This is a genomic window from Occultella aeris (assembly GCF_902703175.1).
Taxonomy (GTDB): domain Bacteria; phylum Actinomycetota; class Actinomycetes; order Actinomycetales; family Beutenbergiaceae; genus Occultella; species Occultella aeris.
On the sequence record NZ_CACRYJ010000003.1, the window covers coordinates 15,187 to 29,600 of the forward strand.

A 14,414-nucleotide genomic window follows, 5' to 3' on the forward strand; every position below is an offset into this window, starting at 1 on the left:
TAGCCCGGTCTGTCGCCGTTTCACGTTCCGTCGGCGCGGCCGAGCGCGCCGACCTGTCCCCGGACTCGGGGGAACTGCCCCTCGGAACAGGACCTGCGCCGTCGGGTCGGTCAGCGGACACGGGTGACCGCACCGTCCATCACGTCGTACCGCGCCCCGTCGAGGCCGTCCGGAACGTCCTCGGCGACGGCGGAGGTGATCAGCACCTGTTCCGCACCGGCGACGAGTTCGGCCAGGCGAGCCCGACGGCGGTTGTCCAGTTCCGCGAAAACGTCATCCAGGATGAGCACTGGCTCGCCGTCGCTCTCGAAGTCGGTGTCGGCGCGGAGGAGTTCGTAGGAGGCCAGCCGAAGGGCGAGCGCCAGTGACCAGGACTCACCATGGCTGGCGTAGCCGCGGGCCGGAAGACCACCCAGCTGCAGCTCCAGGTCGTCACGATGCGGGCCGACCAGCGACACCCCGCGTTCGATCTCCCGCGACCTCAGCCGAGACATCGCGTCCAGCAGGCGGGCCTGCACCAGGTCGGCATTGGTGAGCGATTCCTCGGCCGCCACACCCGCACCCGCCGGACGCTCGCCGTCGGACATGGCCTGCTCAAGGCTCGACCGGTACCCGATCTCGGCAGCGCTCTGTGCGGAGCTGACCCGCTCGTAGGCGCTCTCCACGTGTGGCCGCAGGTTCCGAACCGCCGTGACGCGCGCGGCGATGAGCTGGGCGCCCGCGGTGGCGGCCTTCTCGTCCCAGACGTCCAGGGTCCGCAGGTCGGGCCCGGAACCCGACCGGCGGCTCATGCCGGCCGACTTCAGCAGGGCGTTTCGCTGCTTGATCACGCGTTCGTAGTCCGAACGCACGCCGGCGAGCTTCGGGCTGAGCAGCACCAGCAGCTCGTCGAGGAACCGGCGCCGCCCGTCCGGGTCACCCTTGATCAGGGCCAGATCCTCGGGGGCGAACAACACGGTTCGGAACCGGCCGAGCAGGTCCCGTGCGCGGGGCAGCGGGGACCGGTTGATCCGGGCACGGTTCGCCTTGCCGGCCACAAGCTCCAGTTCGAGCGTCGCGGGTCGCCCGGAACGGACCACCTTCGCCTGGATCACCGCGCGCCCAGCGCCACGACGCACGAGCGCGGCATCGGAGGCCACCCGGTGCGAGGAGAACGTGGCCAGGTAGCCGAGAGACTCCACGAGATTGGTCTTGCCCTGCCCGTTCGGGCCGACGAGGGCAGTGATCCCTGGTTCGAAGGCAACGACGACCTGGGTGTAGGACCGGAAGTCGGTCAGCGCGAGATCGGAGACATGCATCGATTGGTCGTGCTCAGCCGTCCGCCGCGGCCTTCGTGGCGTGACCGCCGAACTGCTGGCGCAGCGCCGCGACGGCCTTCATGGCCGGCGAGTCGTCCTGGCGGGAGTCGAAGCGGGCGAACAGGGCGGCGCTGATGACGGGGGCGGGGACCGCACGTTCCACTGCCTCCTGCACGGTCCAGCGCCCCTCGCCGGAGTCCGCCACGAAACCACGGATCTCGTCCAGGTCAGGATCCTCGTTGAGAGCCTTGACCAGCAGCTCCAGGAGCCAGGAGCGAACCACCGTGCCGCGCTGCCAGGCGGTGAAGATGGCGCCGACGTCGTCGATCAAGTCATCACGTGCGGCCAGGATCTCGTAACCCTCGGCATAGGCCTGCATGACGCCGTACTCGATGCCGTTGTGCACCATCTTCGCGTAATGGCCCGCGCCGACCGGGCCGGCGTGGACGAAGCCCTCCTCGGCCGGGCCCTCCGGGCGAAGAGCATCGAAGATCGGCATCAGCGTCGCGATCGTGTCGTCCGGGCCACCGACCATCAGCCCGTAGCCGTTCTCACGGCCCCAGACGCCGCCGGAGACGCCGGCGTCGACGTAGCCGATCCCGCGCTCGGCGAGTTCCGCGGCGCGGCGGGTGTCATCGCTGAACTTGGAGTTACCGCCGTCGATGATGATGTCACCAGCATGCAGCTGCGCCGCGACCTGCGTCACGACGGAGTCCGTGATCTCGCCGGCCGGGACCATCACCCAGACGATCCGCTGGGCCTGCGGGAGCGCCGCGACCAGGTCCGGCACGGTTGCGACGTCGGAGATCTCCTGGTTCTGGTCGTACCCCGTGACCTCGTGACCCGCATTGCGGATGCGGTCGCGCATGTTGCCGCCCATGCGACCGAGCCCGATCAATCCGATGTGCATGCGCGATCTCCCTTGCCTGCGGTGATGGTGACCAGTCTGGGGGCCGGTCTCTCAGCTCGCGAATCGAATCGGCATCAGCAGATACCGGAACTCCTCCGCGTGGTCGGCTCCGTCGATGCTGTCCTGACCGGTCATCACGGCCGGCTTGGAGGAGTGCGTGAACGACAGCCGGACGAATGGTGTGTCCAGCGCGCCAAGGCCGTCGAGCAGGTACTGCGGATTGAACGCCGTCGAGATGTCCTCGCCCACGAGCGTGGACTCGAGGACCTCGGAGGCCTGCGCGTCATCGCCCTGGCCGGCCTCGAGGACCACCTGGCCCTCGCTGAACGACAGCCGGATCGGGGTGTTCCGTTCGGCCACCAGGGCGACCCGCTTGGCGGCCTCGACCAGTTCGGCGGTGCTCGTGACCGTGTGCGTGGTGGTCTGCTCCGGGAACAGCCGACGGACCGGCGGGTACTCACCGTCGACCAGCAGGGAGGTGGTCCGACGGCCGCCGGCCTCGAATCCGACGATGTCACCATTCTCAACCAGGGCGACGTCGATGGAGCCGGCATTGCTGAGGTTCTTGGCGACGTCGGAGAGTGTGCGGGCCCGGATCAGGGCCACCCGGCTGACCGACGGCGACGCCGGCGTCCAGGCGACCTCGCGCATGGCGAGCCGGTACCGGTCCGTGGCCAGGAGGGTGACCTTGTCGCCATCGATCTCCACGCGGACCCCGGTCAGGAGCGGCAGCGTCTCGTCGCGGCCGGCCGCGATGGTGACCTGGGAGATCGCCTGGGCGAAGGCGTCCCCGGAGATGGAGCCGGTGGTGTCCGGGAGGTCGGGCAGCGCGGGATAGTCCTCGACGGGCATCGTCAGCAGGGTGAACCGGGATGCGCCGCAGACCACGACCACCTTCGAGCCGTCGACGCTGACCTCGACGGGCTTGTTCGGCAGGGCCCGGGAGATCTCGGCGAGCAAGCGTCCGGAGACCAGTGCGGAACCCGGTTCGTCGACCTCGGCTGCAACGCTCGAGCGGGCGGACACCTCGTAATCGAAGGTCGAGAGCACGAGGGTGCCGTCGGAGTTGGCCTCGAGGAGGACTCCAGCGAGCACGGGTACCGACGGGCGACTGGGCAGCGTTCGTGCCGTCCAGGTCACGGCTTCCGCCAGCACATCTCGCTCAACCCTGAACTTCACGATGTCGGCCTCTCTCCTGATCTGGTGGTGCTCGGCTGTGCTGCTCGGCTCTCGGCGCGGCCCGGCGTCGGAACTCTCGTGGGTCCTCAGAGCATAGTGACAAGGTTCGAGCGCTCGAACCACGATCGCAGCCGTTGGTTGCCCATCGGTGTGCTGTTGTGGGCCGCCCTGCCGAGACTAGTCGAGGGCGGAGCCGCTTTGGCAGATCGGTCTCCTCTGGTTCGGGGCTGGGGGCGGGAGCAGCGTTCGGGCAGATGTTGGTTGTTCACACCTGGATCCCATAGAGATATGTAGTCATCGTCATAGGGGCTGTGGATCCTGTGGACAACTGACGTCCGTGCAGGTCAGCCCGTCGACCCGGGTGTGGACCGAGGGTTCGACGGCGCTTCACAGGGCCCTGTGGAACCTGTGTAATCACAAAGTCCTCCGCAGGCTCGTCCACCGATCGCCAGGCCTGCGTCCACGGGATCATGGCGTGCGTCCACGGGTGTCCACAGGTTCATCCACAACTGTGAATTGGTTGAAACGGGTGAACGGTTCGGGTCGAGCCAGCGCCGCACCGGCGGTCAGCGATTCGAGGACCGGCCGCCCTGCGGTCGTGTCGGTCAGCCTCGTTGCTGCTGCTTGATCCGGTTCGTCAGCTCGGTGACCTGGTTGAACGTGGACCGACGCTCGGCCATCTGCTGACGGATCTTGCGGTTCGCGTGCATCACGGTGGTGTGGTCGCGACCTCCGAAGAGCTGGCCGATCTTCGGCAGCGACAGGTCCGTGAGTTCCCGGCACAGGTACATCGCGATCTGACGTGCGTTCACGAGCACCCGCGAACGGTCCGCGCTGCAGAGGGCCTCGATGGTCACGCCGAAGTAGGTGGCCGTCTGCGCCATGATCGACGACGGCGTGATCTCGGCACCGTCGTTGTCGGTGATGAGGTCCTTGAGGACCATCTCCGCGAGGGAGAGATCGACGGACTGCCGGTTGAGGTTCGCGAACGCCGTGACCCGGATGAGCGCGCCCTCGAGCTCACGGATGTTGGAGGAGATCTTCGACGCTATGTACTCCAGGACGTCGTTCGGTGCCTGGAGGCTCTCGCTGCCGGCCTTCTTGCGTAGGATCGCGATGCGAGTCTCGAGGTCCGGCGGCTGCACATCCGTGATCAGGCCCCATTCGAAGCGCGAGCGCATTCGGTCCTCGAAGCCGTTGAGGAGCTTTGGTGGCAGGTCCGAGGTGATGACGACCTGCTTGTTGTCGTTGTGCAGGGTGTTGAACGTGTGGAAGAACTCCTCCATCGTCTGTTCCTTGCCCTGCAGGAACTGGATGTCATCGATGAGGAGCACCTCGACCTCGCGGTACCTCCGTTGGAACGCCTCGGCCTTGTCATCGCGGATCGAGTTGATGAAGTCGTTGGTGAACTCCTCGGAGTTCACGTACCGGACCCGGATCCCCGGGTAGAGACTCTTCGCGTAGTGCCCGATCGCGTGGAGCAGGTGGGTCTTGCCGAGCCCGGACTGTCCGTAGATGAAGAGCGGGTTGTAGGCCTTGGCCGGTGCCTCGGCGACTGCGGTGGCCGCGGCGTGCGCGAATCGGTTGCTGGACCCGATCACGAACGTATCGAATGAATAGTTCGGGTTCAGGCGGGCGTTCGGGTCGACGCCGGTCGCGTAGTGGTCCGGTTGCGGCGCCGACCTGGGCGCCTGCCTCGGCGCGGGTCGTTGCTCGCGGTCCTGGACCGGTTCGGCTCGCCGCGGCGGTTCGTCGATCGTCAGAGTCTCCTCGAGCGACGGGTCGACGGTGACAGCGACCTTGACGTTGTGCGTGAGGGCAGCCGACAGAGCCGCGGTGATCGACTCGCGGGCTCGGGTTTCGATGAACTCCTTGGCAAAGTCGTTGGAGACGGCTAGCAGGATCGTGTCGTCGATGACGCCGAGCGGCTTGGTGAGCCGGATGAACCCCAGGTGCGGCCCGCTCAGCTCGCCTCGGTCGGTGAGGATCTCGATGGCCCTGGTCCAGGCAGGACCGAGCGCTGCGGCATCGACTGGTGATTCGGACACATGACCCCCTGCAGCAAGATGGTGACAGCATCGACGGTGGTGTCGTCCACAACTCTATCCACAGTCTGTGTGCAACCGGTCTCGGTTCGAGAACGCGCGAGATCCTGCGGACAGCGAGGCATGGGTGTCACCGTCGGGAGGTGCGAGCGTAACCCCGCAGGGCGGCCGGTGCCACCGGTCGTCCACAGGAATGTGGATCGAGGTCCGTCCGGTTCGGGCGCGTGTGTGGCGGGTCCTCGCGGAACGTGCCTGGTGGCCCGGTACCCTCGGGTGTCAGGGAATGTGGCGAAGGCCTCCACGGCGGGTTTGACCGGGTAACCCGGCCTCGCGTACCGTGGATCAGTCGTGTGGACGCGCGTGTGCTCCTGCCCGGAGGCTCGTGTTCGAACGGTTCTGCGCCTTGCTTCCCCGGTGATGGCGCCCTTCCCAACATCTTTTGGAGCATTCCCGTGAGCAAGCGGACCTTCCAGCCGAACAACCGGCGCCGAGCCAAGGTGCACGGCTTCCGACTGCGTATGCGCACCCGCGCTGGTCGCTCGATCCTGGCGGCTCGTCGCCGCAAGGGCCGCAGCGCGCTGTCTGCCTGAGCACGGTGCTGCCGGCACAGCACCGGATGCGTCGCGGTGACGAGTTCGCCGACGCGATCCGGTTCGGTGCCCGCAGCGGCACGCCACGAGTCGTGGTGCACTATCGAGGATCCACCCGAGCCGAGCCGGCTCGGGTGGGTTTTGTCGTGTCCAAGGCGGTTGGCGGCGCCGTTCAGCGGAACCTGGTGAAGCGTCGCCTCCGGGCAATCAGCGCGTCCCGCTTGGAGACGTTCCCGATCGGGAGCTCGGTGGTGGTGCGGGCGCTGCCGCCGGCCGCCGCCGCCACCTTTCCGGAACTGGAACGCGACGTGGTGCGTTGTCTGGACAGGAGCGCACGTGCGGAGGTGAAGCGATGACGCGGCCGCACGGCGAGACCTCGGGGCCCTCCGGCACGGACGACTCCGGCACGGGGACGGTTCGTCGACGGGTCCGAAACCCGCTGACGTGGTTGCTGACGGGACTCGTCCGCGGCTACCAGTTGATCGTGTCACCCTGGTTCGCACCCACCTGCCGCTACTACCCGAGCTGCTCCGCCTACGCGATCGACGCGCTCACGAAGCGTGGCCCGATCGTGGGGACGGGGCTCGCGATCTGGCGGGTGCTCCGCTGCAATCCCTGGTCGGCAGGCGGCGTCGACCACGTACCAAGCCGGCGATCCGGCGACGATCACGGTCACACCCACCGCAGCGCTGACCGACGAGCACGTACCCTCGTCGGTAGACCTGCCAGCCTGGGCTCGCCTCCGCGGGCCTGACATTGGAGATTTAGTAGTTCATGGGCTTCTTCGACAGTTTGCTGTGGCCGATCAAGGTTGCGGTCGCGTGGATCATGGTCCGCGCGCACGACGTGTTGACCTGGCTCGGGATGGATCCGGCGGGTGGCTGGACCTGGCTGCTCTCCATCGTGGCGCTGGTCGTCGTCATCCGGATCCTGCTGATCCCGCTGTTCGTGCGCCAGATCAAGGCGTCCCGCGGCATGCAGCTCGTGCAGCCGGAGATCCAGAAGCTGCAGAAGAAGTACAAGGGCAAGACGGACCCGGCGTCCCGTCAGGCGCAGCAGCAGGAGATGATGGCCATCTACAAGGAGGCCGGAACGTCGCCGTTCGCCTCCTGTCTACCGATCCTGGCGCAGATGCCGATCTTCTTCGCGTTGTTCCGGGTGCTCGCCTCCCTGGAGGCGGTGGCGACCGGTACGTACGCACGCGAGAGCATCGGGCCGCTGACGCAGGATCTCGCTGCCCAGGCGGAGTCCTCCGAGATCTTCGGGGCGTCTCTGTCCTCGACCTTCCTCGGCTCTGACGATCTGGCCGTGAAGTTCGTGACCGCAGCGCTGATCATCATCATGTCGGCCACGACGCTGTTCACCCAGCGGCAGCTGACGATGAAGAACATGCCGCAGTCGGCGCTCGACAACCCGATGGCACGGCAGCAGCGGATGCTGATGTACATCCTGCCCCTGGTGTTCGCCTTCTCCGGTGTGAACTTCCCGATCGGTGTGCTGGTCTACTGGTCCACGTCGAACCTGTGGTCGATGGGTCAGCAGTGGTTCGTGATCAGGAACTCGCCGGCGCCCGGTTCCGAGGCCGAGAAGGCATACAAGGATCGTCAGGCCCGTAAGGCCAAGCGACGCGGCAAGACGTTGGAGGATGACGGCTCCGCCGGACCCGGCGAGGCTGGCACCGACACTCTGACCATCGGCACCAGTGGCCAGCGGCAGCAGCCGAAGCGGAACAGCCCGCGCTCCAAGCGGGCCGGCACCCGGCCGGCTGCCGTGTCGGCAGGCGGGGCGGTTGAGCAGGAGAGCGAATCGGAGTCCATCGCCGAGCCCGCCCCGTCGCCCTCGTCGAAGTCCACCAAGCCCAAGAAGTAGCGCCGAGCGCACCCCACAGCCCGAGAGGTTCGATGATGACGAACGACACCAACCAGGTCGAGACTGCAGTCTCGCCCGCTGACGCGGTGGCCGAGGCTACGCCCGTCACCGACGAGGTCGGCCCCAGCAACCGACTCGAGGAGGAAGGTGAGATCGCTGCCGACTACCTCGAGGAACTCCTCGACATCGCTGACCTGGATGGCGACATCGACATCGACGTCGATCACGGTCGCGCCGCGGTCGAGATCGTGACCGACTCTGCGGATGCGAACTCGTTGAAGCCGCTTATCGGTGACGAGGGCGAGGTCCTCGATGCGCTCCAGGAGCTGACCAGGTTGGCGGTTCAGGCCAAGACGGGTGAGCGCAGCCGACTGATGCTCGATGTCGCCGGCCACCGGCAGGCCCGCAAGGTCGAGCTGACGGCGATCGCACAGGAGGCCATCGACCGCGCACGGGCCGAGGGTGCCGATGTCTCGCTCCCCGCGATGAACCCGTTCGAGCGCAAGGTCGTTCACGACGCGGTCGCGGCGGCTTCATTGATCAGTGATTCCGAAGGTGTGGAGCCGAAGCGCCACGTTGTGGTCCGCGCTCCTGCTGCGGGTTGAGCGGGCACGTGTCGGGTCCGGAATCGGACGGTGCTGAGCCTCCCGAGGATGCCGAAGTGGTCGTGGACGATGCGCCCAGTCGCGCCGTTCTCGGTCTGGCCTGGTCCGGTGCGGCGCGGTTCGCAGAGATGCTCGCGGACGAGGGTGAGCTGCGGGGGCTGATCGGTCCGCGTGAGGTTCCACGTCTCTGGTCCCGGCACGTCGTGAACTCCGCAGCGGTGGCCCGATTCCTTCCGGCCACCGGGTCGCTCGCCGATGTCGGATCCGGCGCGGGGCTGCCGGGAGTGGTCCTGGCCCTGATGCGCCCCGATCTCGACGTGCATCTGATCGAGCCGATGGAGCGCCGGATCGCCTGGTTGGCGGAGGTTGTCGAAGAGCTCGATCTCGACAATGTCACGCTCCATCAGGTTCGCGCCGAGGAGTTGCACGGTCGTCTTCGGGTGAGCGCTGTGACTGCACGCGCGGTGGCTGCTCTCGGAAAGCTCGCTCGGCTTACGTTGCCTCTGGTGGAACGTGGCGGGGTACTACTCGCGCAGAAGGGCCGCCGCGCGCAGGAGGAGCTTGCTGAGGCGGCTCCTGTGCTGCGAAAGCTCGGCGCGAAGTCCTTCTCGGTGCACGACGTCGATCTGCTCGGTGATGGCGAGTCGACGAAGGTTGTCGAAGTCCGGAAGTAGGGCCGTAGTACGTACGTTCGATTGCCTGTGGGCCCGGCTGACTTCGAGTCGTACTCGCGGTGCCCAATGGCGTGACCTGAGCGATCTTCGCGTCGCTCCGACAAGGGGTCGGAACGACCAGTCGCACGTAGCGTTGGCGGTCGCCCGCGGTGCGACTCGGCTTAGGTTGCGGACCAGATGGCCGTGCCCCGATCGAGGTTTGTGCACCAGTGACGCGCCGAGTCCGCGATTGTCGCATCTGCCGGGACGGGTGCAGGTATGCCTGAGCGGCACTGTCTCGAGCGACCGTGCGTACCTGGTCTGAGCGGGTCGGCGTTTCACGTGAAACGGTGCTGGCTGGTGTTCTAGTCGTAGCGGGTTCCGACCTGACCATCACCGGTCCGTTCGTCGTGTCCTGTGTGCGGCGCGCGCGTCGGTCCGGTCTACTACGCCCACACGGCGTGCCGGCGCGACTCGGCCACGTGCGGCCCGCACACCGTGGCTCGCCGGGTGCAGGTGGCGTGTCCCGGTTGAAGTTGCTCGCCCGGTCTCTCGGACGCGACGTGGCACTGCGCGGTTGCTGCTTCGTTTCACGTGAAACCGTGTTGGTCTGTCGCCTGTATCGGCGAATCGGGCATTGGGTTCGAGCGGGCCGCCATCGGGTGGAACCGCGATCGATTCGGGCGAGGGTCACGCCGTCGACGCGGTGCATAGGCGATGCAGGACTCGGTGGGCTGGCCTCGATGCGCCGCACGACGCGGACGGCGGCGCTTCTGCAGTGGCTGCGGCAGGGTGAGCCCTGCGTGTGCGCCGCTCGCGCTGTGGGACGTCCAACAGCGATTGAACTGCGCCGACTGAATGGGTGCGTGGCGGACTTCGATCTCTCTCGCCGTGTAGGGTCTGCGGTGACGATCCGCGAGTCGTGTCCGCTGGTCGGCCGGGTGCAACTGCCGTCATGTCGGAGTCGAGAGCAACGTCCTCGAAGCGCGTGAGCACGGTTTGGACCGGGCCGTGGCGTCTGGGTTCGACGGCCTGACGCTTGGGCGTTCCACGTGAAACAGGCCATTGGTGGACTCGATAGCTGCTGGCTTTGGGCGGGCGTCTCCCGCGATCCATCCTTCCGATCTCGGCGCCTTGTGCGCGTTGGTGGCACGATCGCCCGGGGACGGCGCTCGCCGCGAAGAGCCCACTGGTTCGTCCTGGTTAGGCCGGGCCGTTCGGGGATGTCGCTAGTTGCGGCTGGTGTTGGTAGGTGCCTTCGTTTCGACTGGAGCTCGCGTGAACGGCTGGCGGGGCGTGCCAGGTTCGCTCCGACGTTGCGAAGGGGCCGCGTTTCACGTGAAACGGTCGGTGTCGGTGTCGGTGTCGGTGTCGGTGTCGGTGTCGGTGTCGGTGTCGGTGTCGGTGTAGCTGTAGCTGTCGCTGTCGCTACGGTCCGGCTTGTCGGGTTCCGTGGCGGCGAGCGGACACCCTTTGTCCGGCTCGTTGCGACTCGGGTTTGGTGGCACGCTAGCGCGGTGGACCCCTTGCTGAGTCGCGTCCCTTTCGGGTGGAACGCCGTGCGGCCGGCCTGCGAGTCGCTGTGGTGACAGCGCGGACGGACGGTGGCCGCGATGTATGCAGCTCTTGCTGGGAAGTGCCGTTGTGGTGAGCACCTGGGGGCCCGCTGGGCGCGAGGGTTGGGGATCCCCCGGGTACTCACGTTTCACGTGAAACAGAATCTGCGGGAGCTACTTGCCTTCGAGGCCGACCCGTCAGGTGCACTCCGTTTCACGTGAAACTGACCCTACCCGTACACGTGAAGCAGACCCCTACCCGGTATCTGTTCGGCGTGATGCCGTGTCGTGAGTTGTGCTCAGCGCAACCCTTGTGCTCGCACAGACGGATGCCGCCCGCTGGGTTGCCGCGTCGACAGGTGAGCTCTTGGACAGAGACTCGTTCCGCTACTGCCTTGACCGGCCCGCGGGTATATCGAAACGTCGAGAACGTCGTCGTGTGACCGGGGACGGAGGTCGCCGGGTATGAACCAGAGACCTCGGTTTCACGTGAAACTCGGCGCAGTACCCCGCCTGGCCCTGTGGGACGCGAGGTCGCAAGTGGTAGGCGCAAGGTTGCGCATCGGATTGGCGCTATGCCTGTACGGCTTCGGATCGGACTCTTGCTGAATACGCGGTCACGCTCGAGGAGGTTTCACGTGAAACGCCACGAGCCGCAGGAAGTCGGTCCGAGCTCGGTGACTCGTCCACCTCGCGTGCCATGAGTGAATGCTCGTGGCGCCACGTCTGTCGATTGCCCACGCCGGCTGGTGGCAGGAGCCTTCGCCGGTGACACGGGCAACTCCGGCAATTCTGGTCCTCGTCCGTGCCGGGTCCCTTGCTCTATCGCCGCTGGTTCTGCGACAGCCGGCACACGACGCCGAGGAATGACCGTGTTTCACGTGAAACCGGCCGTCCCCTTAGTGATCCGCGTGTGGGCCTCTCGGTGCTCCCGCCACCGCGATCGCGCGCAGGCTGCTCGCGCCTCCCGGTACCCATCCACATCGCCTCACGGTACCAATCCACATCGATGCGGCGCCGTCGCCTCTCGCCGAATCCCTGTTGGTGACGGTCCCGCCCAGTTCGCAAGGACGTACCGGACCTGGGTAGACGCTGCGTTCCGAACGTAGCCCACGGGTCTCGCGTACGTTCGGTCGTGTCGCCCCGTCCCACAGGTTCCGCTTGCCAGGTGTGAGTCAGTTTCACGTGAAACGAAACCGCTGGCAACGTGAACCGATGCGTGACGTTGCGGACACGACGCGCGGGTGTGGATGGTCTGAACGACACCGGATCACGCTTAGGCTGTGACGGTACGCCAATCCCCCTCGAATGGACGCTCCACGTGGACCAGGAAGACACCGGTGTCGTCGGTCAGACACCCACGGATGTCACATCACCGCTCTCGCCCGAGGAGGAGCGCCGACTCGAGTTGATGTCGGCCATTCCGATCATGGACGAGACGACTCCTCTCGCGGCCGAGCTGGCGCTTGACGCCCGTCGGCGGATCGAACTGGCAGGCCGGAGGTTCCCTCCGCCGTGGCAGACCCGGGTCTTCACCGTGGCCAACCAGAAGGGTGGCGTCGGGAAGACGACGACGACCGTGAACCTGGCCGCGGCGCTCGCGAAGGCCGGCTTGAGGGTTCTCGTTATTGATAATGATCCTCAAGGAAACGCCTCCACTGCGCTTGGGATCGAACACCACAGCGGTGTCCCCTCGACGTACGACATCCTGATCAACGACGTCCCGATCTCAGAGGTGATTCAGGAGAGCGAGGCGATCCCGGGCCTGTACTGCGTTCCGGCCACGATCGATCTCTCCGGCGCGGAGATCGAACTGGTCTCGGTGGTGGCGAGGGAGAACCGCCTCCGCAACGCGTTGGCCGCTTACCTCAAGGAACGGTCACGGAAAGGTCAACCACGGATCGACTACGTCTTTGTGGATTGCCCGCCCAGCCTCGGATTGCTCACCGTGAACGCGTTCGTCACGGCGCGTGAGGTGCTGATCCCGATCCAGTGCGAGTACTACGCACTGGAGGGCCTCAGCCAGCTGCTGAACAACATCAACCTCATTCGGGCCCACCTGAATCCGGCACTTCACGTATCCACCATCCTGCTGACGATGTTCGACGGTCGGACGAACCTGGCCCACCAGGTGGCCGAGGAGGTCCGCGAGCACTTCCCGGACCAGACCCTCCATACCTCCATCCCGCGGTCGGTCCGTATCTCGGAGGCACCGAGCTACGGGCAGACCGTGCTGACCTATGACGCGGGCTCCTCCGGTGCCCTCGCCTACCTCGAGGCCGCTCGGGAGATCGCGAAGCGCGGGGCGCTGCCCCCGGAGCCGACCCTGGGCAAGTCGGGCAGCGAGGGTGCCACCGAGGAACCGTCCGTAGACCAGGGAGACGGCGAAGCGTCCACCGAGGCGCCCGAGGTAGAAGGAGCGAACCGATGAGTGAGCGTCGACGAGGACTTGGCCGAGGGCTCGGGGCCCTGATCCCGACCGCACCCCCATCGGGTAGTGGCGGACCGGGCCGTCCGGTCGATGTGTTCTTCCCGGACTCCCGTGGAGCGGCAACGGCGGTCGCGACGCCACCGGACCCCGTTTCGGAGTCAGCGACGAGTCCGCAGTCCCCGGTGGTGCCGAGCCCGAGCGACCCGCCCGTCGCGTCGGTATCCGACTTGGTCGGCTCCGAGACCGTCGCGCCCGAATCGAACGCCGAGTCCGCGCTCGGCACGAACGACGGCACGGTGGGTTCGTCCGAGTCGGCCCCCGGCCCGGTCGGCCAGACCTCCGAGGTCGCGGACCCGGCGACCGAGGCAGTCGTGCCTCAAGCTTCCTTCGACGATGGTGAGCTGCAGCCGGTCCCCGGCGCGAGGTTCGCCGAACTCCCGCTGGATGCGATCAGGCCTAATGCGAGTCAGCCCCGTCAGGTGTTCGACGAGGACGAGCTCGAGGAGCTCTCGGGCTCCATCCGTGAGGTCGGCGTCCTGCAGCCGGTCGTCGTGCGCCCCTCGGGCTACGACGTCGAGGGGCGTCCCACCTACGAGCTGATCATGGGTGAGCGCCGCTGGCGTGCATCCCGGCTTGCCGGCAATGACACTGTTCCCGCGATCATCCGGGACACGGCCCAGGATGACATGCTCCGGGACGCGCTCCTGGAGAACCTGCACCGCGCGCAACTGAACCCGCTCGAGGAAGCAGCCGCCTATCAGCAGCTCCTGGACGACTTCGGGTGCACTCACGACCAGCTGGCAACCAAGATTGCCCGGTCACGGCCACAGATCTCCAACACTCTCCGACTGCTGAAGCTGCCGCCGCTGGTACAGCGACGGGTTGCGGCCGGGGTCCTGTCCGCAGGCCATGCTCGCGCCCTTCTCGGGCTGCCCGACGGTGGCGCCATGGAGCGCCTCGCGCAACGGATCGTCGCCGAAGGGCTGAGTGTCCGAGCGACCGAGGAGATAGTCACCCTCGGCGACGATCCGACCCAGCCGGAGATGCGCCGTCGCCCGCGGGCGGGCGACCACAGCGAGGCCCTCGACAACCTCGCCAGCCGGCTCTCGGACCGCCTCGACACGAAGGTCAAGGTGCATCTTGGTCAACGTAAAGGCCGCATCAACATCGAGTTCGCGAGTGTGCAAGATCTCAATCGCATCCTGAACGCGCTCACCCCCGACGACCCGGGCGTGCTCCAGCCGAGTGCAGAGTGACACTGCGGGGCTGACCCGAGCC

12 protein-coding genes and 1 pseudogene are annotated in these 14,414 nt (G+C 66.8%); 8 read left to right on the forward strand and 5 right to left on the reverse strand.

The window, feature by feature from the left end; genetic code table 11:
- Positions 1 to 110 precede the first annotated feature (110 nt).
- The 4 genes and pseudogenes from recF to dnaA all read right to left on the reverse strand — a co-directional run bounded on the left by recF (position 111) and on the right by dnaA (position 5,435).
- Positions 111 to 1,298, reverse strand: coding sequence for a DNA replication/repair protein RecF (gene recF / locus HALOF300_RS00080; RefSeq protein ID WP_156738623.1), 1,188 nt, complete (start codon positions 1,296 to 1,298; stop codon positions 111 to 113).
- A 13-nt stretch (positions 1,299 to 1,311) separates the two neighbouring features.
- Positions 1,312 to 2,214 (reverse strand): annotated as a pseudogene (gene gnd / locus HALOF300_RS00085) (phosphogluconate dehydrogenase (NAD(+)-dependent, decarboxylating)); the annotation flags it as partial.
- 45 nt (positions 2,215 to 2,259) lie between these two features.
- On the reverse strand, positions 2,260 to 3,387 hold the full coding sequence (gene dnaN / locus HALOF300_RS00090; protein ID WP_156738625.1) for a DNA polymerase III subunit beta: 1,128 nt from the start codon (positions 3,385 to 3,387) through the stop codon (positions 2,260 to 2,262).
- Between the two features lie 605 nt (positions 3,388 to 3,992).
- Entirely contained in the window at positions 3,993 to 5,435 is a 1,443-nt protein-coding gene (gene dnaA / locus HALOF300_RS00095; protein ID WP_156738626.1) for a chromosomal replication initiator protein DnaA, read from the reverse strand.
- 449 nt (positions 5,436 to 5,884) lie between these two features.
- Between dnaA and rpmH the strand changes: the two genes are divergently transcribed.
- The 6 genes from rpmH to rsmG all read left to right on the forward strand — a co-directional run bounded on the left by rpmH (position 5,885) and on the right by rsmG (position 9,170).
- Positions 5,885 to 6,022, forward strand: a complete 138-nt coding sequence (gene rpmH / locus HALOF300_RS00100; protein ID WP_133105649.1) for a 50S ribosomal protein L34 — start codon at positions 5,885 to 5,887, stop codon at positions 6,020 to 6,022.
- A 5-nt stretch (positions 6,023 to 6,027) separates the two neighbouring features.
- Positions 6,028 to 6,378: a ribonuclease P protein component gene (gene rnpA, locus HALOF300_RS00105; RefSeq protein WP_156738627.1), complete on the forward strand. Its 351-nt coding sequence runs from the start codon at positions 6,028 to 6,030 to the stop codon at positions 6,376 to 6,378.
- A complete protein-coding gene (gene yidD / locus HALOF300_RS00110) occupies positions 6,375 to 6,776 on the forward strand; it encodes a membrane protein insertion efficiency factor YidD (RefSeq protein ID WP_156738628.1) in 402 nt (133 codons plus the stop codon). Before rnpA ends, yidD begins: the two co-directional genes overlap by 4 nt.
- 20 nt (positions 6,777 to 6,796) lie before the next feature.
- Positions 6,797 to 7,891, forward strand: coding sequence for a membrane protein insertase YidC (yidC, locus tag HALOF300_RS00115; RefSeq protein WP_156738629.1), 1,095 nt, complete (start codon positions 6,797 to 6,799; stop codon positions 7,889 to 7,891).
- Positions 7,892 to 7,926: 35 nt separating this feature from the next.
- Complete coding sequence (locus HALOF300_RS00120) at positions 7,927 to 8,496, forward strand: Jag family protein (protein WP_156738630.1); 570 nt, start codon at positions 7,927 to 7,929, stop codon at positions 8,494 to 8,496.
- A 62-nt stretch (positions 8,497 to 8,558) separates the two neighbouring features.
- Positions 8,559 to 9,170, forward strand: coding sequence for a 16S rRNA (guanine(527)-N(7))-methyltransferase RsmG (rsmG, locus tag HALOF300_RS00125; protein WP_269455258.1), 612 nt, complete (start codon positions 8,559 to 8,561; stop codon positions 9,168 to 9,170).
- 1,313 nt (positions 9,171 to 10,483) lie between these two features.
- Here the strand turns inward: rsmG and HALOF300_RS00130 are convergent.
- Positions 10,484 to 10,657 carry a hypothetical protein gene (locus HALOF300_RS00130; RefSeq protein WP_156738632.1) on the reverse strand — a complete coding sequence of 58 codons (174 nt, stop codon included), beginning with the start codon at positions 10,655 to 10,657 and terminating at the stop codon, positions 10,484 to 10,486.
- A 1,459-nt stretch (positions 10,658 to 12,116) separates the two neighbouring features.
- Between HALOF300_RS00130 and HALOF300_RS00135 the strand changes: the two genes are divergently transcribed.
- Together HALOF300_RS00135 and HALOF300_RS00140 are read left to right on the forward strand one after the other, a co-directional pair.
- Complete coding sequence (locus HALOF300_RS00135) at positions 12,117 to 13,136, forward strand: ParA family protein (protein ID WP_197522186.1); 1,020 nt, start codon at positions 12,117 to 12,119, stop codon at positions 13,134 to 13,136.
- Complete coding sequence (locus HALOF300_RS00140) at positions 13,133 to 14,392, forward strand: ParB/RepB/Spo0J family partition protein (protein ID WP_156738633.1); 1,260 nt, start codon at positions 13,133 to 13,135, stop codon at positions 14,390 to 14,392. Before HALOF300_RS00135 ends, HALOF300_RS00140 begins: the two co-directional genes overlap by 4 nt.
- Positions 14,393 to 14,414: the final 22 nt, after the last annotated feature.

Bases quoted from the DNA above. Each gene is read 5' to 3' on its own strand.
- recF (WP_156738623.1), bottom strand. From the start codon at position 1,298: ATGCATGTCTCCGATCTCGCGCTGACCGACTTCCGGTCCTACACCCAG.
- HALOF300_RS00135 (WP_197522186.1), top strand. From the start codon at position 12,117: ATGTCGGCCATTCCGATCATGGACGAGACGACTCCTCTCGCGGCCGAG.
- yidD (WP_156738628.1), top strand. From the start codon at position 6,375: ATGACGCGGCCGCACGGCGAGACCTCGGGGCCCTCCGGCACGGACGAC.
- HALOF300_RS00120 (WP_156738630.1), top strand. From the start codon at position 7,927: ATGACGAACGACACCAACCAGGTCGAGACTGCAGTCTCGCCCGCTGAC.
- yidC (WP_156738629.1), top strand. From the start codon at position 6,797: ATGGGCTTCTTCGACAGTTTGCTGTGGCCGATCAAGGTTGCGGTCGCG.
- HALOF300_RS00140 (WP_156738633.1), top strand. From the start codon at position 13,133: ATGAGTGAGCGTCGACGAGGACTTGGCCGAGGGCTCGGGGCCCTGATC.